We start from the raw sequence: 21,839 nt of genomic DNA, 5'->3' as shown, positions 1-21,839 counted from the left end.
ACGGGCAGGCACGAACACGGGGGCAGACATGCTGGTGGTGATCTCTCCGGCCAAACGGCTGGACTGGGCAGAACGGGACGTGGCGCCGACCCGGCCCGATTTTCAGGACGACGCGATCCGGCTGGCGAAGACCGCGCGCAACCTGACGCTGGGGGACCTGAAAAAGCTGATGAGCCTGAGCGACGATTTGGCCCGGCTGAACCGCGACCGGTTCCGCGCCTTTGCCGAGGCACCACAGCCCGAGGCCACCCGCCCGGCCGCGCTGGCCTTTGCCGGCGACACCTATCAGGGGCTCGAGGCCGCCTCGCTGGACGCTGACGAACTGGCCTGGGCGCAGGACCATCTGCGCATCCTGTCGGGGCTTTACGGCCTGCTGCGCCCGCTGGACGCCATTCAGCCACATCGGCTGGAGATGGGCAGCCGGCTGAAGACCCGGCGCGGCAAGAACCTGTACGACTACTGGCGCGACCAGCTGAGCAAGGCCCTGAACGCGCAGGCCGAGGCGCTCGGCACCGACGTCCTGGTGAACTGCGCCAGCCAGGAATATTTCGGCGCGGTCGATCCCAAGGCGCTGAAACTGCGGGTCATCACCCCGGTCTTCATGGAGGACAAGGGGGGCACGCCCAAGATCGTCAGCTTTTTCGCCAAGAAGGCCCGCGGCGCCATGGCACGGTACATCATCCAGCACCGGCTGACCGATCCCGCCTCGCTGACCGAATTCGACACAGGGGGCTATGCCTATCGCGCAGACCTGTCCGCGCCGGACAAGCCGGTATTCGTGCGCCCCTATCAAGGCTGACCGCTCCTCGCGGCACCCCGAGCCATCTGGACGATCGCGGCCGCGCCGGAGGTGGCGGCGGGGCACGACCCGTTGATCCCGACAGACCCCCCGTCTGCAGCCCCGAGCGTTTCGGCATTCGCGGCGCGGGCGGCATCTTGCGCGGCCCCGGCCTTCAGGACCGTTTGCCTGGGCCCGACGACAACGGCCAGCACCTTCGCAGCGGCATCGGAAGTCGCCACAGCCGACCCGCCACGCACAGCCATGACCGGCGTGAACGGACGTGCCAGCTTCGGCGGGGCGGCAGGTTGCCACGCACCCACGACGTCGGGACCGCTCAGCCCGCTTCGGCAGGTTCGGCGAGGACGGGCTGAGCTTCGTCGGGGCAATGCGTCTGGATCATCTCGCAGATCAACTTCTTTTGCAGGGGCTTGGTCAGGAAGTGATCCAGACCCGCCGCAAGGATGTTCTCTCGGTCGCCCATCATCGCATGGGCCGTCAGGGCCACGATCGGGACGTGCCGGCCCGTTCCGATCTCTTTGCGCCGGATTTCCTCGGTCGCCTGCTTGCCGTCCATCTTCGGCATCGAAATATCCATGAAAATCAGGTCGGGCTCAAATTCGTCATAGGCCGCGACCGCCTCGAGCCCGTTGGCCGCCAGCCGCAGCTCGATGTTCAGGCCCTTGGTCATTTTCGTCAGAATCAGCTGGTTTGTCCGGTTGTCCTCGGCCGCCAGAACCCGCATGAGCCGTCGGTCCCCGCTTGCCCTGCGCACCGGGGGCGGGGCAGCCTCCGCCGCCTTGGGCCGCGGCAATACCCCGCCGCCCAGATCCATCAGGCGCGAGAACAGTTCGGCCCGCGGGATCGGCTTTTGCAGAACGCCCTGGATCAGGTGGTGGTTGGGGTCGGCATGAATGATGCCCGGATTCGCCGAAATCAGCACGATCGGCACCTTGTCCCAGCCCCGGCTGCGCAGCGTCGCCGCCAGTTCCAAACCATCCATGTCGGGCAGATCATGGTTGCACAGCACCAGATCCACCGACCCCTGCATCGCCGACAAGGCCTGGGTGCCGGTGACGCAATCCGTCACCTCGGCCCCGAGCCGCCGCAGCTGCTTGCCCAGAATCGCCCGGTTGATGGCAAGATCCTCGACCAGGACGACATGTTTCAGCCGGTCCGCAAGATCCGGCGGCGGAGCGGGCTGCGCCCCCTCGGCGGTGGGCAGCGTCAGGCGGAACCCGAAACAGGAGCCTTTGCCCGGATCGCTTTCAACCCAGATGGCACCGCCCATCATCGTGATCAGCCGCTTGCTGATGGCCAGCCCCAGCCCGGTGCCATCGAACTCGCGGGATTTGGCGTCCTCGATCTGGTTGAACTCGCCGAAGATGTGGTCGATCTTGTCGGCCGGAATCCCGATGCCCGTATCCTCGATCGCGACGTGGATGTCGCATGTCTTCCGTTCGGCATTCGGCACCCCGGTGACCCGGATCAGCACATGCCCCTGAGGCGTGAACTTGACCGCGTTGCCCACCAGGTTGGTCAGCACCTGCCGCACGCGGCCCGGATCGCCCACGAACAGCGTCGGCAGGAACAGGTCGTAATCGACCAGCAGGGTCAGGCCCTTGTCGCGCACCGTGGGCTGCAGCAACGTCGCGACCTCGAGGATGCAGCGCTCCAGGTCGAATTTCTCGGGATGCAGTTCAAGCTTGTCGGCCTCGATCTTGGAATAGTCCAGAACGTCGTTGATGATGACCAGCAACGCCTCGCCCGAGGCGCGGATCGTATCGACATAGAGCCGCTGTTCGTCGTTCATCGGAGTTTCCGACAACAGATCGGTCATCCCGACGATGCCGTTCATCGGGGTTCGGATTTCGTGGCTCATGTTTGCCAGAAAGGCCGACTTGGCCCGGTTGGCCGCCTCGGCCTTGTCGCGCGCGGCCTGCAGTTGCGCCTCGTGCTGGACCGAGGCGGTGATGTTCAGCGCCAGGCTGACCACGTCGCCCCCTTGACCGCGCTGGTCGATCAGCTTGATGTACTGCCCGTTCCACAGCTGGATCACCTCGGGCGGCGGGGTCATCCGGGCCCAGCGCCGCCGCATCCGGGCTTTCCACGCCTCGGCCTGTTCGTCGGCGATGATGATGATCCCCTCGTCGGTCAGCAGATCGAGTATGCGTTGATACGAGACGCCCGGCGCGACCTCGTCCAGCCCTTCGAACACGCTCAGATAGGCGGTATTGGCGCTGATCAGGCGGTCATTGCCGTCAAAGAACGCGAACCCGTCCTGAATGGTCTGGATCGAATGCCACAGGCGACGCTCGGCCACCTCGATCTTGGCTTGAGCGATGGTCAGATCGGATTTGACCCTTTCGTTTTCGTCCCGGACGGTCTCAACCTCGGCCTGAGTTTCGCCGATCCGCTTGGTCAGCGCCAGGGCATACTCACCAAGCTTTCGGTTGGCCGATGACAATTCGGCCTGTTTCAATGCCAACATACGCTCGGCGGCCAGCCGCGCCCGCCGTTCCTGTGCCAGTTTTTCTGCAAGACCCATGATCACCTTCCCGGTCCGTTCGGACACAGGATTCCGGCAGAGCGTGAAAATCTGTTTAAGGCGCCTCAGCCGCGCCCTTCGCGCAACCAGCCGGCCAGCAGGAAGCCCCCGGCCAGCAACAGCACCAGCCAGGGCGGCAGCAGGCCCGCCTGGGTCACGTCGCGGGTTTCATAGGCGTTGCGCGGGGTCAGCCCGATCCAGCCGCGCCCGGCCGCCGGTCGCCCCGCGCGCACGTTGCGGATGGTCGGCAGCCCGTCCTCGACACGGATCGCGCCGCCACGCAAGGAGGCCATGACCGGCGCGAGGATCTCGGGGGTGGCGATGGTGCGCTCGAATTCCCGCGGCGCGGCCGGGCCCAGGCCGATCACCGCGGTCAGATCCCCTTCCTGCAGGCGATAGAGGCCGATCTCGGGGCCGAAATACTGCGCCTCGAACCGGCCGGGCGACATCTCGCGCAGCGGCACCTCGAACGTTTCGCCATTGGGTCGGGTGACGGTGACGGGGCCGACCTCTTCGTTCAGGGTCTGGCGGATGATGCGCATCGACTGGCCGTTGGCCTCGGCCCACAGCGCCTCTTCCTCCAGCTCGGGCTCTTTCATCATCCAGTGGGCCAGGCGGCGCAGCAGTTCCAGCTGCGGGCCACCGCCCTCGTATCCGCGGCTCCACAACCAGGCGTGGTCCGAGGCCAGCAGCGCCACGCGCCCTTCGCCCACCCGGTCCAGCACCAGCAGCGGGCGGTCGTCGACTCCGGTCATCAACACCTCGCCCGTGCGGTGTTGGACGTCGATCTGACGCAGCCATGCACCCCAATCCCCGTCCTCGCCCAGATCCGAGGTCACCGGGTGCCGCCGCCCCAGATCGGTCACCTTGGGCACATAGCGCTCCTCGATCACGCGGGCCGTGGGCTGTGCGGGCAGGATCGCGGACAGGGGCGATCGGAAGATGCTGTCGGCGGTCGCGAAATCCGGCCCGGCCGCGATCAGCACCGCCCCGCCGTCGTTGATGTAGTTGGTCACATTGTCCAGGTAGATCGCCGGCAGGATGCCGCGCCGCTTGTAGCGGTCAAAGATGATCAGGTCGAAATCGTTGATCTTCTCCAGAAACAGCTCGCGCGTGGGGAAGGCGATCAGCGACAGTTCGTCCACCGGCACGCCGTCCTGTTTCTCGGGCGGGCGCAGGATGGTGAAATGCACCAGATCGACCGAGCTGTCGGATTTCAGCAGATTGCGCCAGGTGCGCCCGCCCGGATGCGGCGCGCCCGAGACCAGCAGAACGCGCAGCCGGTCGCGCACGCCGTTCATCTGGATCAGCGCGGTGTTGTTGCGGTCGGTCAGCTCGCCTTCGGCCTGCGGAACGGTGAACTGGATGACGTTGCGCCCGCCATGCGGCAGGGTCAGAGGCAGCTCGACATCCACGCCGATCGGAATGCTGAACTGCTGTGGCTCCCCGCCGTCCACGGCAATCTCCAACGGGGCCGAGGCGGCACCGGCGGGCGCCGCGCCGCTGTCTTCGACCCGCAGGGTCAGCGTGACCGGCTCGCCGATGATGGCAAAGGCGGGGGCGTTGCGCACGATCAGGCGGCGGTCCCAGTCCTGCGCGCGCCCGGTCAGCAACAGGTGCATCGGCGCGGGCAGGTCCGGGGCCTGATCGACGTCATGCACGATGCCGTCCGACAGGACCAGAATACCGGCGATGCGCGCGCGCGGTTCCTCGGCCAGCGCCGCGTTCAGCGCCGCCATGACCTGGGTGCCTTCGTCCCCGTCGCCGTCGCCCACGGTGATGCGGCGCAGTTCGGTGTTGTCGCGGGCCTCGATCTCGGCGGCCAGGGCCTCGGCGGTCTGCGCGGTCTGGTCGGCGCGGTCCGACAGGGTCTGGCTGGCGCTTTCATCCTCGATCATCAGCACGATGTCGGTCAGCGGGGCGCGGTCCTCGATCTGGTAGACCGGGCCGGCCAGCGCCGCCAGCAGCACCAGCGCCGCCAGCCCACGCAACGCCCAACCCGACAGCCCGCGCCACAGCGCCAGAACCGTCGCGGCCAGAGCGACCGCCCCGACAACCGCCAGAACGGGCCACGGGATCAGCGGGTCAAAGATGACGGAACCGGTCATTGGCCCAACCTGTCAAGCAGAGCAGGCACGTGCACCTGATCGGATTTGTAGTTCCCGGTCAGCACGTGCATGACCAGATTGACGCCGAACCGGTTGGCCAGCTCGCGCTGGCGTTCTCCGGCATAGCCGCGCCCGACCGGCAGCAGCGCCTGCCCGTTCCGGTCGATCGCCCAGGCTCCGGCCCAGTCGTTGCCCCCGATCACCACCGGGGTGACGTTGTCGTTGAGGTTGCGGAAGGGCATGCCCTCGATCTGTTCGGCGTCGGGTGGCGCGGCCTCGACCCAGACCTCGGTTCCGGCATAGCGGCCCGGGAAATCCTGCAACAGATAGAAGGTTCGGGTCAGGACGTGATCGCGCGGAACAGGCTCCAACGCGGGGATATTCAGCGGGGTCGCCAGCTGTTGCAGCTTGCGCCCATTGGGGCTGGCCGCGCCGAACCCGGCGATGTCGGCATCGCGCGTGTCGAACAGGATCATCCCGCCCGATCGCAGATAGGCGTTCAGCTTGGCATAGGCCTCAGCCGAGGGCTGGGGCTGATCCGGCGTGATCGGCCAGTAGAGCAGCGGGAAGAAGGCCAGTTCGTCACGCTCGAGGTCCACGCCCATCGGCTCGGCCGGTTCGACGGATGTGCGATAGGTCAGGGTCTGCGACAGGCCGCGCAGCCCGGCATGGGCGAGGTCGTCGATCTGGTCGTTTCCGGTCAGGACATGGGCCAGCACCAGATCCTTGGTCGCCTGCAAGGCGAATTCGGTCTCCTCGGGCGTCTGCGCCTCCGCCTGCGGCGCGATCAGAACCGCGCCCAGCGCCACCGCCGCCGCCCGCGCCAGCCCCAGACGCCCCGACAGCGCCAGCGAGGCCACCACGTCAACCGCCAGCAGGATCAGGGCCAGGCTCAGCAGCAGGCCTCCGACCGGCGTTTCGGCGCTGACCTCCTGCCCCTTGATGGGCACATCCGCAGGCCAGCTGATCGGGCGCAGCACGCTGTCCTCGGTCAGCACGTTCAGGGCCAGCTTCTGCTTGCCGCTTTCATACAGACCCGGGCGCAGGTCGGGGCCCAGGGCGCCGGATACCAGCGCCGGGCCATCGACACCGGCCAGATTGCCGGCGTCGGACAGGGTTCCGAACCCGTCCATCACCTGAATCGGCTCCCATGTGGTGCCTTGCAACTGTTCGACCTGCCGCGTCTTGGCGGCCGAGGCCACGGCCAGCCGATCCAGCATTTCGACGAACAGGCCCGACAGCGGCAGCGTCGACCATTCGGCATCGGCGGTGACGTGGAACAACACCACCTGACCCAGACCCAGCGGCTTGCGCGTCACCAGCGGCGTGCCATCCGACAGCGCGGCGATCACCCGGTCGGCCAGGTTCGGATCGGGCTGCGCCATCACCTGGGTGCTGACGGTCACGTCGTCGGGGATGCGCAACCCGTAGAAGGGCGAGCCCTCCTGGAAGGGCGCCAGCCCCTTGGCCTCGCCCCAGCTCATCGCGCCGCCGACCGAGCGGCCACCGCTGCGCAGCCGCACCGGCAGCAGCGTGTCTTCGGCATCGCGGCCCAGATCGCTGGCGGCCATGTGCGGACCGGCAAAGCGCAGCAACAGCCCGCCCTGCTCGACCCATTCGACCAATCCGGCCTGTTCGGCGGGGGTCAGCTTGGCCACATCGGCCAGCACGATCACATCCGGGTTGGCGGGCAGAACCTCGGTCAGCCCGCCCTCGACGAAATCGGCGGTTGGGATCAGCACCTGTGTCAGGTAGTGCAGCGGCGACAGCAGCTCCAGCCCCTCGCGGTTGACGGTTCCGGCGATCAGGGCGACCTCGCGCCGGCGCAGGCTGTCATCGGTCAGCGACACCGCCCCGGCCGACCGCTGGCCCTGCAGCTCGAACCGCGTGATGCGGGCGCGCAGTTCGGATGGCAAGGCCAGATCGGCCTGTGCTTGGGTCGCGCCGCTGTCAAAGCTGACCTCGACCGATTGCAGCAGGCGCATCACGCCCGCCGGGTCGCGCCCCTGCGCATTGATGGTGACGGTCTGCGCCGGACCGGGTGTGGCGCGCACCGCGGTCAGCCGGATCGCCCCGTCCTGATAGGTGGCTGGCCGCAGCGCCAGGATGGGCGCCGCCGCGCGATAGACCGTGACCGCGCCCCGCGCCTCCAGCGCAGTCAGCAGGGTTTCGCGGCCCGGATAGTCCAGCTTGTCCGTGAACCAGTGCGTGTCGAAGCCGCCCTCGACCGCCGACAGGTCGGTCAGGGCCTGTTCGATCTGAGCCGTGTCCGGCTGCCACGGCTGCGGAACCAGTCCGGGCAGGCGATTGCGCCAGGCTTCGGCGGCCTGGAAGACCGGCGGTTCCGGCTCGGTCAGTCGCAGAATCGACACGGGGCGCCCGGCCCGTCCGGCTTCGGTCAGCTGCGCGTCGATCTGATCCAGCGTGGCGGGCCAGCGCGTGGCCCCTGCCCAGCTGGCATCCAGCACCAGCAGCAGTGGCCCCGATCCGGTCTGGTCGCGCGACGGGTTCAGAACCGGGCCGGCCAGACCGATGATGATCGCCGCCGCCGCCAGCATCCGCAGCAGCAGCAGCCACCACGGGGTGCGGTCGGCTACGCTCTCGTCGTCCTTCAGGCCCAGCAACAGGGTCACCGCCGGGAACAGCCGGCGGATCGGCGCGGGCGGCACGGCGCGCAGGACCAGCCACAGGATCGGCAGGGTCAGCAGACCCAGCAACACCCATGGCGCGGTAAAGCCGATGCCCGCCAGAACCGTCATCGCGCCCCTCCGTCCAGCGCACGATAGAGCCACAATAGTGCCGCCTGCGCGCTGTCGCTTGTATGGTGCAGCCCCAGCTGCCAGCCGGTCACTCGGCACAGGCGCGTCAGGTCATCCTTGCGCCGCGCCAGCCGCGCCAGATACCGCTCTCGCAGGTCGCCCGCCTTCAGTGTCTCGTGCCGGACCGTACCGCCGACGCTTTCGAAGATGGTGCGCCCGCGATAGGGGAAGTTCTCCTCGCCCGGGTCCAGAACCTGCAGCAGCACACCGCGCACGCCGCGGTCGGCGGCCTTAGTCAGGGCCAGTTCGACCTCATCCAGCGGGCCCAGAAAGTCAGAGATGAACACGGCGCGGGCATGGGGGATCATTGCGCGGTGCTCGGGCGGGGCATAATCGGCCTCGGTATCTTCGGAAAGGGCCTGCGCCAGCCGGATGATCTGGGCGTTGCCGCGCCGGGGCGGCAGGGTGGTGCCGGTCAGGCCCACACGCTCGCCCCCGCGCACCAGCAGGATCGCCGTGGCCAGCCCCAGAAGGCGGGCGCGGTCGGCCTTGGTCGGCAGCGGTTTGTCGGACGCAAAGCGCATCGAGGCGCCCTGATCGACCCACAGCATGATCGACTGCGCGATCTGCCACTCGCGTTCGCGCACATATTGCTGATCGCCGCGGGCCGAGCGCCGATGGTCGATCATCCGCCGGCTGTCGCCGATCTGGGCCGGCCGGTATTGCCAGAAATCATCGCCCAATCCCGAACGCCGCCGGCCGTGATCGCCCAGCAGCACGGTTCCGGCGAGGTGTTCGGCCCGCGCCAACAGCGGCGGCAGCCGGGACGCCTCGGCCTCGGATCTTTCGCGAAGGGTGCGGGCCGCGTTCACGCCGCCGCCTCGGCCCGGACAAGCCCGGCCGCGGTGGTTTCGATCAGGTCGGCCAGGCTGTCACCGCGCGCCCGCGCGGCGAAGTTCAGCGCCATCCGGTGGCTGAGCACCGGGCGCGCCATGTCCAGCACGTCTTCGGCATTGGGGGCCAGCCGGCCCTGCAGCATCGCCCGCGCCCGCACCGTCATCATCAGCGCCTGCGCCGCGCGCGGACCGGGGCCCCAGGCGACGGTCTCGGACACGCGCTCGGACACGCCGGGTTCCTCGGGGCGGAACGCGCGCACCAGATCGAGGATCAGTTCGACCACCGACTCGCCCACCGGCATCCGGCGCAGCAGAACCTGCGCGGCCAGCAATTCTTCCTTGGTGAAGATCTGGTGCGCCTCTTCCTCGGCCACGCCGGTGGTGGCCAGCAGGATGTCACGCTCGGTCTGGCGGTCGGGATAGTTCACGTCGATCTGCACCAGGAACCGGTCAAGCTGCGCCTCGGGCAGCGGATAGGTGCCTTCCTGTTCGATCGGGTTCTGGGTGGCAAGCACATGGAACGGCACGCCCAGCGCGCGATCCTCGCCCGCGACGGTCACCGTGCGTTCCTGCATCGCCTGCAGCAGCGCCGACTGGGTGCGCGGGCTGGCGCGGTTGATCTCGTCCGCCATCAAGAGTTCACAGAAGATCGGGCCAGGAATGAATCGGAAATGGCGGCTGCCATCCTCGGCGGTGTCCAGAACCTCGGACCCCAGAATGTCGGCCGGCATCAGGTCGGGGGTGAACTGGATGCGGTTGCCATGCAGGCCCATGACGGTGGACAAGGTTTCGACCAGCCGCGTCTTGCCCAGGCCCGGCAGCCCGATCAGCAGGGCATGACCGCCACACAGCAGCGCCGTCAGCGTCAGGTCGACGACCCTCTCCTGCCCGATGAAGCGGCGGGTGATCGAGGATTTGGCCTGTTGCAGTTTCTCTTCCAGCGCTTCGATCTCGGACACGAGGTCGGCGGGTTCGGTCATGACTTTCCCTTCCGTGGACTTATTATAGATGAAGTGTATCGCGCTGCGAGGAAATGGCAAAAACAATGAGCGGACAAAATCCTGTGAAACCGTCGCCCGAGGGTCTGGCGGCCTCGGTCAAGGCAGTCAAACCGCGGGGTCTGCCCCCTGTGGACAAGTGGAATCCTCCGTTCTGCGGCGATCTTGACATGCGCATCGCGCGCGATGGCACCTGGTATTATCTAGGGTCGCCCATCACCCGGTTCGAGTTGGTGAAGCTGTTTTCATCGATTCTCAAGAAAGAGGGGGATGCCTATTTCCTGGTCACCCCGGTCGAAAAGGTCGGCATCACGGTCGAAGACGCGCCATTCGTCGCGGTCGATTTTGACCGCTCCGGCGCGGGCGAGGATCAGGTTCTGACCTTTACCACCCATGTCGGCGATACGGTGACGGCCGGGCCGGATCATCCGATCCGGGTGGTCATCGACCCGGAAACAAACGAGCCCAGACCGTATATATTGGTGCGGTCGAACCTCGAGGCGCGGATCGACCGCAAAAGCTTCTATCGGCTGGTGGACATCGCCACCCATCACGACGGGCAGTTCGGCGTCTGGTCGGGCGGGCAATTCTTTGCCATCGCGCCGTCGGACGCGGTGGGCGACGGCTAGGCCGTCTGCCGCCCGGGTCGGTCCTGCGCCAGCACCACGGCCAGCGCCACCACCGCCGCGCCCAACGCACGGGTCCAGTTCCACTCCTCGCCCAGCACCAGCATGATGACCATCACATAGAACGGGGCCACGTTGATGTGGAACGAGGCCAGCGCCACGCCCAACTTGCCGACCGAGGCGATGAACAGAACCTGGCTGAGGCCCAGCGATATCAGCGCGTAGATGACCAGCATCCCGGCCTGCTGCGTGTCGATGGGACGTTGCGGACGAATGTCGAACCCGGCCAGGCTGGCCAGCCCGATCAGAACCGAGGCCACGATCGCGCCACCGGCCAGCGTGATCGTGGTGCGGCCGGTCTGGCTGAGGTCGGGGAAATCGCGTGACGTGGCCATGCTGCCCCAGCAGAACAACGTGGTCGACCCCACCGCACAGAGCGCGCCCAGCCCCAGCTGCGCGGGCGCGATGGCGCTGGTGGCGATCAGCCCGCCGATGATCGAAACGACCACGCCCAACGCGAAGTTCCACCGCAATCTGCGGGTTCCCGCCGCCAACTCGAGCAGCGTCGCAATCAAAGGCGCGCAGGAGGCGATGATGGCAACCGTCACGGGGTCGGTCAGCTTCTGCGCCAGGATGATCAGGAACATGCCCAGCCCCAGGCCGAAACCGCCGACCCGCACCGCATGTCCCCAGCGGGCGCGCAGCACGGCGCGGGGTCCGTCGATCCAGATCCAGACCGGCACCATCACCGCCACCGCCAGCAGCGCTCGCGCCGCCCACAGGGCGACGGGCGGCCAGGACTGCAACAGGATCTCGGCCGCCGGGAATCCGGCCGCCCAGGTCAGCATCGACGCCACCGCCAGCCCGTTTCCGGACAGGGCGGATTGCCGCGCGCCGGGCGCAGCGAAACTGGGCCCGCGAACGGGGTCCGGACTCATCGCCATCGGTTTCAATCCTTTTGTTGGTGCAGCGCCACGAAAATGATTCGCTGCAATACCCCGACCCTTCACAATCGGCCCGCGCCGGTCTGGCCGATTTTCGACATATTGTCGTTTTCAAACCCTTCCTCTGCACGCCGCACGCCACTATGGTCGGCGCGCCGTCGGACCGAGGGGACAATGCCCAGATTTGCCGCCAATATCTCGCTGCTCTTTGCCGAGCTGCCTTACCTCGACCGGTTCAAGGCGGCAGCGGATGCAGGGTTCAAGGCGGTCGAGATTCTGTTTCCCTATGACCTGGCGGCCAAGGAAACCCGCCGCGCGTTGCTGGCAAACGGGCTGGACCTGGTGCTGATCAACGCGCCGCCGCCCAACTATGCCGGCGGCCAGCCCGGCTATGCGGCCGTGCCCGGGGGCGAGGGGCGGTTCCAGTCCGACATCCGCCGCGTCCTGCGCTATGCCGAGGCGCTGAAGCCCGGCCTGATCCATGTGATGGCGGGCTATGCCTCGGGGGCGGACGCGCAGGACTGTTTCATGCGCAACCTGCAATGGGCCGCGGATTTTGCGCCGCATCAACGGTTCACGATCGAACCGCTGAACCCGGTCTCGCAACCGGGATACTTCCTGAACGACTATGATCTGGCCGCCGCGTGCCTGGACCGGATCGACCGCCCGAATGTGGGCCTTCAATTCGACAGCTTTCATGCCCGGATGATCCATGGCGATGCACAGGCCGTCTGGGACAGATTCCGCGGCCGGATCGTACATATTCAGATCGGATCGGCCCCCGACCGCTCGGAACCCGGCCGGGACGAGACCGATTTCCCCGCCCTGTTCGCAGCGATCGACGACAGCGGCTATGACGGCTGGGTCAGCGCCGAATACACGCCTTCGACCCGGCGCACCGCTTCCTCTCTGCGCTGGATGCAATAGGCCTGTGCGCCTGCGCACTGGAAATCACATTTCGAGTGCTGCATATGAAAAGGCAAATCAGCAGAGGAAGTGCCGCATGATCCCCGCCCGCTTTGCCCCCGTCCTGTTCGGATTGATCCTGTCTGGGTTGATGTCCTGCATCGTGACCTGCATCGCAACGGTCAAAGAAATCGGGCTGGGCCCCGAGACCTTTGCCAGCTGGATGGGCGCGTGGAGCATCAGCTGGCCGGTGGCCTTCGCAGTGGTTCTGTTCGTGGCTCCGCTGACCCGTCGGCTGGTCGCGCTGTTGGTCAGGCCCGAGGCCTGACCTGCCGCAAAGATGGCCCGCCGGGCCTGATGAGCGGCACGGCGCTTGCCTAATGCGCCTCGGCCCAGTTGGCGCCCTTGCCCGCATCCACCGTCAGTTTCACGTCCAGCTTCACCGCCGGATCGGGCGCGTTCTCCATCACGTCGCGTGCAATCTCGATGGTCTTGTCCACCGCATCCTCGGCCACTTCGAACAACAGTTCGTCATGCACCTGCAGCAGCATCTTGGCCGGCAGCCCGTCGATCGCCTCGGGCATGCGTACCATCGCCCGACGGATCACATCGGCCGCCGTGCCCTGGATCGGCGCGTTGATCGCCGCCCGGCGCGCGAACCCCGCATGCGGCCCTTTGGCATTGATTTCCGTCGTGTGGATCTTGCGCCCGAACAGCGTCTGCACATAGCCATGCTCTTTGGCAAAGGCGATGGTGTCATCCATGTAGCGCCGGATGCCCGGGAAGCGTTCAAAATAGCGGTCGATGAAGCCCTGCGCCTCGGCCCGCGGAATGCGCAGGTTGCGCGCCAGGCCAAAGCCCGAAATGCCGTAGATCACGCCGAAATTGATCGCCTTGGCCTTGCGGCGGATCTCGGGCGTCATCTCGTCCAATGGCACGTCGAACATTTCCGAGGCGGTCATGGCGTGAATGTCCAGCCCGTCGGCAAAGGCCTGTTTCAGGGCCGGAATGTCAGCGACATGTGCCAGAATACGCAGCTCGATCTGTGAATAGTCGAGCGACACCAGAACATTGCCCGGCTCGGCGATGAAGGCCTCGCGGATGCGGCGGCCTTCTTCTGTACGCACCGGGATATTCTGCAGATTGGGGTCGGTCGAGGCCAGACGCCCCGTGTTCGCCCCGGTGATGGCATAAGACGTATGCACCCGCCCCGTGTCGGGGTTGATATGAGTCTGCAACGCGTCGGTATAGGTCGATTTCAGCTTGGACAGCTGCCGCCAGTCCAGCACCTTGCGTGGCAGCTCATGCTCGGTCGCCAGATCTTCCAACACGTCGGCGCCGGTCGAATACTTGCCGGTCTTGCCCTTCTTGCCACCTTCCAGGCCCATCTTTTCAAACAGGATCTCGCCCAGCTGCGCGGGCGAGCCGACATTGAAGGTTTCTCCGGCCAGCTCGTGGATTTCAGCCTCCAACGCGGCCATTTTCTGGGCAAAGGCGTTCGACATGCGGCTCAGCACGTCGCGGTCGACCTTGATGCCATGCATCTCCATCCGGGCAAGAACCGGCACCAAGGGGCGCTCGAGCGTTTCATAGACGGTGGTCACCTGAACCCGGTGCAGCTGCGGCTTGAACAGCTTCCACAGGCGCAGGGTGATGTCGGCATCCTCGGCGGCATAGGCGGTGGCCTCGTCGATCGGCACCTTGTCGAAGGTGATTGCCGATTTGCCCGAGCCCAGCAGCGGCTTGATCGGGATCGGCGTATGACCCAGATAGCGTTCCGACAGCGTGTCCATGCCATGCCCATGCTCGCCCGCATGCATGGCATAGGACATCAGCATCGTATCGTCGATCGGGGCCACCTCCACGCCATAGCGCGCAAAGATCTTGGCATCGTATTTCATGTTCTGCCCGATCTTCAGGATCGACGGATCCTCAAGCACCGGCTTGAGCAGCGCCAGCGCCTCATCCAGCGGCATCTGCCCCTCGGCCAGCGCGTCCGAGCCGAACAGGTCGTCGCTGGCCCCGTCGCGATGAGTCAGCGGGATGTAACAGGCCTCGCCCGGCTCGATGCACAGCGAGATGCCGACCAGATCGGCCACCATCTCGTTCAACCCGGTGGTCTCGGTGTCCACCGCCACCCAGCCGCGTTCCTGCGCCTGATCGATCCATTTCCGCAGGGCCGCGGCATCGCGCACGCATTCGTATTTGCTGGCATCGAACGGGATCTCCTCGGCCTGCGGCTCGTCTGCCGCCGGGGCCGGTGTATCCGCGATCACCGGCGGCTCGACCCTCAACTTGTCGGCGATCCGCTTGGAAAGCGTGCGGAATTCCATCTCGGCCAGGAACGACAACAGCTTGTCCGGGTCCGGGTCGCGCAGCTCCAGATCGTCCAGCGTGAAATCCAGCGGCGTCTTGCAGTCCAGCTGCACCAGCTTCTTCGACAGCTCGATCTGGTCGCGTTTCTCGATCAGGGTCTGGCGGCGCTTGGGCTGCTTGATCTCCTCGGCGCGGTCCAGCAGCGTCTCCAGATCGCCGAACTCGTTGATCAGCAGCGCCGCCGTCTTGATCCCGATCCCCGGCGCGCCCGGCACGTTGTCCACGCTGTCACCGGCCAGCGCCTGCACATCCACCACACGCTCGGGGTAGACGCCGAATTTCTCGAACACCCCCTCGCGGTCGATGCGCTTGTTCTTCATGGCGTCCAGCATTTCGACACCGTCGCCCACCAACTGCATCAGGTCCTTGTCGGAACTGACGATGGTCACCCGGCCCCCTGCCTTGCGCGCCTGACAGGCCAACGTGGCGATGATGTCGTCGGCCTCATAGCCCTCCAACTCCTTGCAGGGAATGTTGAAGGCCTCGGTCGCCTGCCGGGTCAGCGGGATCTGCGGGCGCAGATCCTCGGGCATCGCCTCGCGGTTGGCCTTGTAGAGGTCATACAGATCGTTGCGGAAAGTGTGCGAGCCCTTGTCGAAGATCACCGCCAGATGGGTCGGCGCATCGGGGCCGTGGTCGCCATCCACGTACCGTTGCAGCATGTTGCAAAAGCCCGAAACGGCGCCGATCGGCATCCCGTCCGACTTCCGCGTCAGCGGCGGCAGCGCGTGATAGGCGCGAAAGATGAAGGCCGATCCGTCGATCAGATGCAGATGGCAGCCTTTTCCGAATTTGCTCATGCGCGCTCTCCCTGTCGGTCAGGGACGGTTCTGCCACAGGGTCAGCCGGGTGACCAGTCAGGAACGCGCCCTAGCCGCCAAACAGACCGCTGAAAACATCCGAGAAACTGTTCAGCAGCGCCATGATGACCAGCACGCCGAGAAACGCGAAAAACGCCATCGCGAAGAACTGGAACAGGATCGCGCCCGTTCCGATGACCACACCGGCGATGGCCGGGCGGCGTTTTTCGTGCCGCAGGATGCCGATGACCGAGACGACGATCGCCAACCCGCCCAGCATGGCGACGCCGATCTGCAGAAAGTCATCCAGATCGCGGGTGGGGGCAACCGGCGGGGGCTGCTCCATCCCCGCGGCGGCCCGCAGGGTCGATTTACCCAACTCGGCGGCCAGTTCGCCCAGCGTCACGCCGTTGGATTGCTGCGGCGCAAACGGCCCCGCCCAGAACACGAACAGGGCTGCGAACAGGGCCAGTGCGGCAAGACAAAAGCCGGCCCAACCAAAAACCGGATTGCCGGAATCAGCAGCAGTCATATCGGACATCATGCGCACCCACGTTGGTCACACCAACGCACTAGGCGAAAATCGCGGCAAGATTTGGGCGGACTGCGGTTGGGCAGGCAATCAGTGTTGCCGTGCGTCCTTCAGCACGTATTTGCAATCGCAATAGGGGCACTCGACCCAGCCCTGATCCTCGGGGATCTGCAACCAGACGCGCGGATGGCCCAGCGCGCCCTCGCCGCCGTCACAGGCAACGCGGCTTGTCTCGACGATCTTGGTTTCCGGAGCTTCGATTGTCACGGCGTGCGATCCTTCACTGGTTGTCGGCCTCGCGGGCATGCATTAGGTGCGTTTATGAGGGATCAGGAAACCGGGGGCAAGAGCCAGCAATGACCGATGCAGCGATCAGCCTTCGCGGCCTGCGCAAAACCTATCGCGGCAGCAAGGGCCAGCCCGAGAAACACGCGCTGAAGGGCATTGACCTGGAGATCCCGCGCGGCTCGGTCTTTGGCTTGCTGGGGCCGAACGGGGCGGGCAAATCGACCCTGATCAACATTCTTGCCGGGCTGGTGGTAAAAACCGCGGGCCAGGTGACGATCTGGGGCTTTGACCAGGACCGCAACCCGCGCCAGGCCCGCGCCGCCATCGGCGTTATGCCGCAGGAGCTGAACCTTGATCCCTTCTTCACGCCGCGCGGCGCGCTCGAGGTGCAAGCGGGGCTCTATGGCGTGCCGAAATCGCAACGCCGCAGCGACGAGATCCTCGAACTGGTGGGCCTCAGCGACAAGGCCGAGGCCTATGCCCGCACGCTGTCGGGCGGGATGCGCCGGCGGCTGCTGCTGGCCAAGGCGCTGGTGCACCACCCGAAAATTCTGGTGCTGGACGAACCCACCGCCGGCGTGGACATCGAACTGCGCCAGATGCTCTGGGCCAATGTACGCAAGCTGAACCAGCAGGGCATGACCATCATCCTGACCACCCACTACCTGGAAGAGGCGCAGGAGATGTGCGACGAGATCGCCATCATCAACCACGGCGAGAAGGTCGCGCAGGACAGCACCGCCAACCTGCTGGGCCGCATGGACGGCCGCACCATGGTCATCACCCCCGAGGCCCCCGTGACCGCCCTGCCCGCCGCCCCCGGCGTTCAGGCCAGCCTGCGCGACGACGGCAGCCTCGCGCTGCACTACCGCAGCCCGGAAACCAGCGCCGAACAGGTGCTCGAGGCGGTCCGAAAGGCCGGCATCCGCATCCGCGACGTGCGCACCGAAGAGGCCGATCTCGAGGACGTTTTCCTTGCCCTGACCTCCTCACGCGCCGAGGACCCCCCCGCCGACGATCAGGACCAGCCGCGCCGGGGCCTGCACCGGGTCAAGCTGTGACCGTTGCTCCCGTCAGCCCTGCCTCTGCCGGGCCAGTTACCCCGTGAAATCGAACGGCGATGCTGCGTGTTGGACGCCCTTGCCCGATCTTGGCAGCCAAGGGTCGCTTCTCAAACACCACAGGACTGTTCGCTGCGCCGCCCTTGAAGGGGAGAAGTGCGGGACGAAGCGCCAAGTCGCTGCGTGCTCTGCCTGCAACGCTCTGAGCGGCAGTTTTGTACGGTTAGGGTAACGTCAAAACTACCTATCTTCGATATATTTCGACATATCATCATAAATAGAGCACATGAAATCTTGAAGGAAACTGTTTCCCCCCGAAGAGATTTGCCCCTTAATATCGGCTAAAGCGTGATTGAGATCATCACTACTGCGTGGCATTTTCCCGTTCAATATCTTGAAAGCCGCCAAGGGAGAAAGCGCAATGCTTCCAAACCCTTTTCGGGCCTTGGGGAGTCCGCCTTCGATTGGTCCAAAGCCGCTATTTGAACTTTTGTAGGTCGGGAATATTGCAATCCAAGAATCGGGGAAGTCTTTGAGCATGGTTCTGGCAGCAATGTGATCAGCGTCGAGTGCGCTCAAGTCATGAACATTATGGAATTTTTTGCCACAAACTTCATTGCCTTGCGGTAGTCACTGTAGGAGTTTTTTACCCACACTTGCTCCAGATAGGTGAAGCGCTGATCCGTTATTTCAACGCGAATTGCATTTTTTCCACCGAATAATGGTTGAACTTCATAATTGTAAAATTCATCAGTCAGCCATTTTTCCAGATCCATACGGCTTTCAAATGCAACCCTGGGCGGTTCCGCCATTTGCTCAAGAAAATATATGTAGTCCATTCTGCTTTGCGCTACAAAACCAGAATCCTCAGGCTCAAGCGGCGACCATGCTTCGTTCATTCTTCTTTTCCAACTGCTCAAGTTATGTCCCGGCGACGCTCCTAACTAAATATTCCCAATTTTGCCATAGTATTTCTTTGCCATAGTATTACAGTCCAATGTTCTTGAACAATAACGCCTGCCTCCAGTTTTGATCTGCGCAGCCAAAGCAGCTAAACAAGTCGACGGCAAGCTATCGACAACGACAGCCTTGGGCTGAGAGCGGGAGAATGCACCTGCAGGAAAGCTTCTGTTCAGTCGCGGTAATTTGGCCTCAAACCAGAACTTCACCGCACCTGAATCGACACCCTGCTTCCTGCGCAATGCAGACAAGGACTCGAAAAAGAACAAAACAAGAATATAATGACGACTCGCCATGTATGCCGAGCTGTCGATCACGTCGAACTTCACCTTCCTCACCGGGGCCTCGCACCCCGAGGAGTACATGGAGCGCGCCGTCACCCTGGGCCTGCCCGCCATCGCCATCGCCGATGACAACTCGGTGGCGGGCATCGTCCGCGCCCATACCCAGGCGCGCGAGATCGCCCGCAAGGTGCACGAGCGCCGCGCGTGGGAGGCGCAGAACACGCCCATCGGCCCGCCCTGCCCCGATCACATCCCGAAACCGCCCTCGTTCCCGGTGCATGCGGTGCCGCGCCTGATCCCGGCGGCGCGGCTGATCTTTACCGACGCCCCGCCCGTTACCGCCCTGCCCCTCAACCGGCAGGGCTGGGCCAGCCTGTGCCGCCTCCTGTCCACCGGACGGCTGCGCGCGGCCAAGGGCGACTGCATCCTGCACCTGTCCGACCTGCTGGAGTTTTCCGACGGTCTGCACCTGCTGCTCTGGCCACAGGCGGGCGGTCCGACCGGCGGCGCGAGCGGGTGGCGGACACAGGCGCAACAGCTGACGCGCCGCTTTGCCGGGCGCATGCATCTGCTGATGCATCCCCGCTATGACGGGGCGGATGCGGCATTTTTCTATTTGTTAGAGACTGAATCGCACCATCTGGGCCTGCCCACCATCGCCAGCGCCGCACCGATGATGCATCACGGCTCGCGCCGCCGGCTGGCCGATGTGCTGACCGCGATCCGGCTGCGCCGCAAGGTGGACGATCTGGGCCGCCATGCGCTGGCCAATGGCGAACAGCGCCTGCGGTCCAAGGCCGAGATGCTGCGCATCTTCAAGGGGCATGAAGGCGCCGTGGCCCGTGCGTATGCGCTCAGCGAACAGCTCACCTTCTCGCTGGACGAGCTGCGCTATGAATACCCCAGCGAGGTCAGCGGCACCGAAACCCCCGCCCAGCGCCTGCACCGTCTGGCACATGAAGGGTTGAAATGGCGCTATCCCGCCGGCGCACCCGAAAAGGTCAAGGCGATGCTGGCGCATGAACTGACCCTGATCGGCAAGCTGAAATACGAACCCTATTTCCTGACCGTCCGCGACATCGTGCAGTTTGCCCGCGGCCGCGGGATCCTGTGTCAGGGGCGCGGCTCGGCGGCCAATTCGGTGGTCTGCTACTGCCTGGGCGTCACCTCGGTCAGCCCCGAGATGGGCACCATGGTGTTCGAACGCTTCGTCTCCGAGGCGCGAGACGAGCCGCCCGACATCGACGTGGATTTCGAACATGAGCGCCGCGAAGAGGTGATCCAGCACATCTATGAACGCTATGGCCGCCACCGCGCGGGGCTGTGCGCCACGGTGATCCACTATCGCGGCAAGCGCGCCATCCGCGAGGTGGGCCGCGCCATGGGCCTGACCGAAGACACGATTTCCGCCCTGTCCTCGCAGCTGTGGGGGTTCTTCTCGGCTGCGGGGCTCGAGGCGGAGCGAATGCGCGAAATCGGCCTCGACCCCAAGGATCGCCGTCTGAAACAGACCCTAACACTGGTGCATCAGATCAACGGCTTCCCCCGCCACCTGTCCCAGCATGTGGGCGGGTTCATCATCACCGAGGGCCGTCTGGACGAGCTGGTGCCCATCGAGAACGCCACGATGGAGGACCGCACGGTCATCTGCTGGGACAAGGACGACATCGACTCTCTGGGCATCCTCAAGGTCGATGTCCTGAGCCTTGGCATGCTGACCTGCATCCGCAAGGCCTTCGACCTGATCGCCCAGCACCATCAGACGAGTTACACACTCGCCACCCTGCCGCCCGAGGACCCGGCGGTCTATGACATGCTGTGCCGCGCGGATTCGGTGGGCGTGTTCCAGGTGGAATCCCGTGCGCAGATGAACTTCCTGCCCCGGATGCGGCCGCGCAATTTCTATGATCTGGTGATCGAGGTCGCCATCATCCGCCCCGGCCCCATCCAGGGCGACATGGTGCATCCCTATATCCGGCGTCGGAACGGCGAAGAGGAGGTCAGCTTTCCCTCGGACGCACTGGGCGAGGTGCTGGGCAAGACGCTGGGCGTGCCGCTGTTTCAGGAACAGGCGATGCAGATCGCCATCGTCGGCGCGGGCTTCACCCCCGAACAGGCCGACCGGTTGCGGCGGTCGCTGGCGACCTTCAAGAAGCACGGCAATGTCAGCGAATTCCGCTCCCTGTTCCTGCGCGGGATGCAGCGCAACGGCTATGACGCCGAATTTGCCGAGCGCTGCTTCTCGCAGATCGAGGGGTTTGGCTCCTACGGCTTCCCCGAAAGCCACGCGGCCAGCTTTGCGCTGCTGGTCTATGCCAGCGCCTGGATCAAATGCCACCATCCGGGCATCTTCGCCTGCGCGCTGCTGAACTCTCAACCGATGGGGTTCTATGCCCCCGCCCAGATCGTGCGCGATGCGCGCGAACATGGCGTGCAGGTGCGCCCGGTCTGCATCAATGCCAGCTTCTGGGACAACGTGATGGAGCCCGACGGCCATGGTGGGCTGGCCCTGCGGCTGGGCTTTCGCCAGATCAAGGGCCTCAGCGAGGAAGACGCCAGCTGGCTGACCGCCGCGCGCGGCAACGGCTACCATCAGGTTGAGGATGTCTGGCGCCGCGCGGGCCTTGGCCCCTCGGTGATCGAGCGGCTGGCCGAGGCCGATGCCTTTGCCGCCTGCGGCCTGACCCGGCGCGAGGCGCTGTGGCAGGCCAAGGCGATCGCCACCGCCCGGCCTCTGCCGCTCTTCGCGCAGGATCTGGAGGGCGAAGCGCTGGACGAGCCCGCCGCCCATCTGCCGCAGATGTCGCTGGGCGAGCAGGTGGTCGAGGATTACGTCGCCACCCGCCTGAGCCTGCGCGCGCATCCCGTGGCCCTGCTGCGGCACCTGCTGACGCCGGGGCAGCGCGACAATTCCGCCCCTGCATCCGGGCCGGAAAACGCGGTATCTGCCCGGAACAGAGCCTGAATCGAAAGCC

Annotated in this window: 18 protein-coding genes; 6 read left to right on the top strand and 12 right to left on the bottom strand. The window is 65.4% G+C overall.

Features of this window, described 5'->3' with window-relative positions:
• Positions 1–28: 28 nt before the first annotated feature.
• Complete coding sequence (gene yaaA / locus F3H26_RS01045; RefSeq protein WP_149774207.1) at positions 29–799, top strand: peroxide stress protein YaaA; 771 nt, start codon at positions 29–31, stop codon at positions 797–799.
• 316 nt (positions 800–1,115) lie between these two features.
• Here the strand turns inward: yaaA and F3H26_RS01040 are convergent, their stop codons facing one another.
• From F3H26_RS01040 to F3H26_RS01020, 5 genes are all read right to left on the bottom strand, one after another.
• Positions 1,116–3,326, bottom strand: a complete 2,211-nt coding sequence (locus F3H26_RS01040) for a response regulator (RefSeq protein ID WP_149774206.1) — start codon at positions 3,324–3,326, stop codon at positions 1,116–1,118.
• A gap of 65 nt (positions 3,327–3,391) precedes the next feature.
• Positions 3,392–5,434: a hypothetical protein gene (locus tag F3H26_RS01035; RefSeq protein WP_149774205.1), complete on the bottom strand. Its 2,043-nt coding sequence runs from the start codon at positions 5,432–5,434 to the stop codon at positions 3,392–3,394.
• Positions 5,431–8,193 carry a DUF4159 domain-containing protein gene (locus F3H26_RS01030; protein WP_149774204.1) on the bottom strand — a complete coding sequence of 921 codons (2,763 nt, stop codon included), beginning with the start codon at positions 8,191–8,193 and terminating at the stop codon, positions 5,431–5,433. The genes F3H26_RS01035 and F3H26_RS01030 overlap by 4 nt, the downstream gene beginning before the upstream one ends.
• Entirely contained in the window at positions 8,190–9,065 is an 876-nt protein-coding gene (locus F3H26_RS01025; RefSeq protein WP_149774203.1) for a DUF58 domain-containing protein, read from the bottom strand. Before F3H26_RS01025 ends, F3H26_RS01030 begins: the two co-directional genes overlap by 4 nt.
• Positions 9,062–10,069, bottom strand: a complete 1,008-nt coding sequence (locus F3H26_RS01020; protein WP_149774202.1) for an AAA family ATPase — start codon at positions 10,067–10,069, stop codon at positions 9,062–9,064. The genes F3H26_RS01025 and F3H26_RS01020 overlap by 4 nt, the downstream gene beginning before the upstream one ends.
• A gap of 65 nt (positions 10,070–10,134) precedes the next feature.
• Here F3H26_RS01020 and F3H26_RS01015 point away from each other — a divergent pair, with 65 nt between their 5' ends.
• On the top strand, positions 10,135–10,716 hold the full coding sequence (locus tag F3H26_RS01015) for a DUF1285 domain-containing protein (RefSeq protein ID WP_149774201.1): 582 nt from the start codon (positions 10,135–10,137) through the stop codon (positions 10,714–10,716).
• Here the strand turns inward: F3H26_RS01015 and F3H26_RS01010 are convergent.
• Complete coding sequence (locus F3H26_RS01010; RefSeq protein ID WP_223162398.1) at positions 10,713–11,651, bottom strand: DMT family transporter; 939 nt, start codon at positions 11,649–11,651, stop codon at positions 10,713–10,715. The genes F3H26_RS01015 and F3H26_RS01010 overlap by 4 nt on opposite strands.
• 180 nt (positions 11,652–11,831) lie before the next feature.
• Here F3H26_RS01010 and F3H26_RS01005 point away from each other — a divergent pair, with 180 nt between their 5' ends.
• A complete protein-coding gene (locus F3H26_RS01005; RefSeq protein ID WP_149774200.1) occupies positions 11,832–12,584 on the top strand; it encodes a hydroxypyruvate isomerase family protein in 753 nt (250 codons plus the stop codon).
• A gap of 76 nt (positions 12,585–12,660) precedes the next feature.
• Positions 12,661–12,891, top strand: coding sequence for a DUF2798 domain-containing protein (locus F3H26_RS01000; RefSeq protein ID WP_149774199.1), 231 nt, complete (start codon positions 12,661–12,663; stop codon positions 12,889–12,891).
• Between the two features lie 49 nt (positions 12,892–12,940).
• On the opposite strand, the gene polA is transcribed toward F3H26_RS01000, so the two are convergent.
• The 3 genes from polA to F3H26_RS00985 all read right to left on the bottom strand — a co-directional run bounded on the left by polA (position 12,941) and on the right by F3H26_RS00985 (position 16,538).
• Positions 12,941–15,739: a DNA polymerase I gene (polA, locus tag F3H26_RS00995; protein WP_149774198.1), complete on the bottom strand. Its 2,799-nt coding sequence runs from the start codon at positions 15,737–15,739 to the stop codon at positions 12,941–12,943.
• A gap of 70 nt (positions 15,740–15,809) precedes the next feature.
• Positions 15,810–16,271, bottom strand: coding sequence for a hypothetical protein (locus F3H26_RS00990; protein WP_149774197.1), 462 nt, complete (start codon positions 16,269–16,271; stop codon positions 15,810–15,812).
• Between the two features lie 90 nt (positions 16,272–16,361).
• Positions 16,362–16,538 carry a zinc-finger domain-containing protein gene (locus tag F3H26_RS00985; RefSeq protein WP_149774196.1) on the bottom strand — a complete coding sequence of 59 codons (177 nt, stop codon included), beginning with the start codon at positions 16,536–16,538 and terminating at the stop codon, positions 16,362–16,364.
• Positions 16,539–16,627: 89 nt separating this feature from the next.
• Here F3H26_RS00985 and F3H26_RS00980 point away from each other — a divergent pair, with 89 nt between their 5' ends.
• Positions 16,628–17,620, top strand: a complete 993-nt coding sequence (locus F3H26_RS00980) for an ABC transporter ATP-binding protein (RefSeq protein ID WP_149774195.1) — start codon at positions 16,628–16,630, stop codon at positions 17,618–17,620.
• Positions 17,621–17,860: 240 nt separating this feature from the next.
• Here the strand turns inward: F3H26_RS00980 and F3H26_RS00975 are convergent, their stop codons facing one another.
• From F3H26_RS00975 to F3H26_RS00965, 3 genes are read right to left on the bottom strand one after another with little or no spacing between them, the layout of a single operon-like run.
• The gene (locus F3H26_RS00975; protein WP_149774194.1) at positions 17,861–18,199 is read right to left on the bottom strand and encodes a hypothetical protein; all 339 of its coding nucleotides are present in this window, start codon (positions 18,197–18,199) and stop codon (positions 17,861–17,863) included.
• Entirely contained in the window at positions 18,196–18,519 is a 324-nt protein-coding gene (locus F3H26_RS00970) for a hypothetical protein (protein ID WP_149774193.1), read from the bottom strand. Before F3H26_RS00970 ends, F3H26_RS00975 begins: the two co-directional genes overlap by 4 nt.
• A gap of 45 nt (positions 18,520–18,564) precedes the next feature.
• Positions 18,565–18,897 (bottom strand): hypothetical protein, encoded by a 333-nt coding sequence (locus F3H26_RS00965; RefSeq protein WP_149774192.1) that lies wholly within the window; start codon positions 18,895–18,897, stop codon positions 18,565–18,567.
• On the opposite strand from F3H26_RS00965, the gene F3H26_RS00960 reads away from it, so the two are divergent.
• A complete protein-coding gene (locus tag F3H26_RS00960; protein WP_149774191.1) occupies positions 18,875–21,829 on the top strand; it encodes an error-prone DNA polymerase in 2,955 nt (984 codons plus the stop codon). The genes F3H26_RS00965 and F3H26_RS00960 overlap by 23 nt on opposite strands.
• Positions 21,830–21,839: the final 10 nt, after the last annotated feature.

It is taken from the genome of Ruegeria intermedia (assembly GCF_900129345.1).
GTDB lineage: Bacteria > Pseudomonadota > Alphaproteobacteria > Rhodobacterales > Rhodobacteraceae > Ruegeria > Ruegeria intermedia.
This window is presented reverse-complemented; position numbering and strand designations above follow the sequence as displayed.

Bases quoted from the DNA above. Each gene is read 5' to 3' on its own strand.
- yaaA (WP_149774207.1), top strand. From the start codon at position 29: ATGCTGGTGGTGATCTCTCCGGCCAAACGGCTGGACTGGGCAGAACGG.
- F3H26_RS00990 (WP_149774197.1), bottom strand. From the start codon at position 16,271: ATGACTGCTGCTGATTCCGGCAATCCGGTTTTTGGTTGGGCCGGCTTT.
- F3H26_RS01015 (WP_149774201.1), top strand. From the start codon at position 10,135: ATGAGCGGACAAAATCCTGTGAAACCGTCGCCCGAGGGTCTGGCGGCC.
- F3H26_RS01010 (WP_223162398.1), bottom strand. From the start codon at position 11,651: ATGAGTCCGGACCCCGTTCGCGGGCCCAGTTTCGCTGCGCCCGGCGCG.
- F3H26_RS01000 (WP_149774199.1), top strand. From the start codon at position 12,661: ATGATCCCCGCCCGCTTTGCCCCCGTCCTGTTCGGATTGATCCTGTCT.
- F3H26_RS00980 (WP_149774195.1), top strand. From the start codon at position 16,628: ATGACCGATGCAGCGATCAGCCTTCGCGGCCTGCGCAAAACCTATCGC.
- polA (WP_149774198.1), bottom strand. From the start codon at position 15,739: ATGAGCAAATTCGGAAAAGGCTGCCATCTGCATCTGATCGACGGATCG.
- F3H26_RS00960 (WP_149774191.1), top strand. From the start codon at position 18,875: ATGTATGCCGAGCTGTCGATCACGTCGAACTTCACCTTCCTCACCGGG.
- F3H26_RS00970 (WP_149774193.1), bottom strand. From the start codon at position 18,519: ATGAACGAAGCATGGTCGCCGCTTGAGCCTGAGGATTCTGGTTTTGTA.
- F3H26_RS01035 (WP_149774205.1), bottom strand. From the start codon at position 5,434: ATGACCGGTTCCGTCATCTTTGACCCGCTGATCCCGTGGCCCGTTCTG.
- F3H26_RS01040 (WP_149774206.1), bottom strand. From the start codon at position 3,326: ATGGGTCTTGCAGAAAAACTGGCACAGGAACGGCGGGCGCGGCTGGCC.
- F3H26_RS01020 (WP_149774202.1), bottom strand. From the start codon at position 10,069: ATGACCGAACCCGCCGACCTCGTGTCCGAGATCGAAGCGCTGGAAGAG.
- F3H26_RS01030 (WP_149774204.1), bottom strand. From the start codon at position 8,193: ATGACGGTTCTGGCGGGCATCGGCTTTACCGCGCCATGGGTGTTGCTG.
- F3H26_RS01005 (WP_149774200.1), top strand. From the start codon at position 11,832: ATGCCCAGATTTGCCGCCAATATCTCGCTGCTCTTTGCCGAGCTGCCT.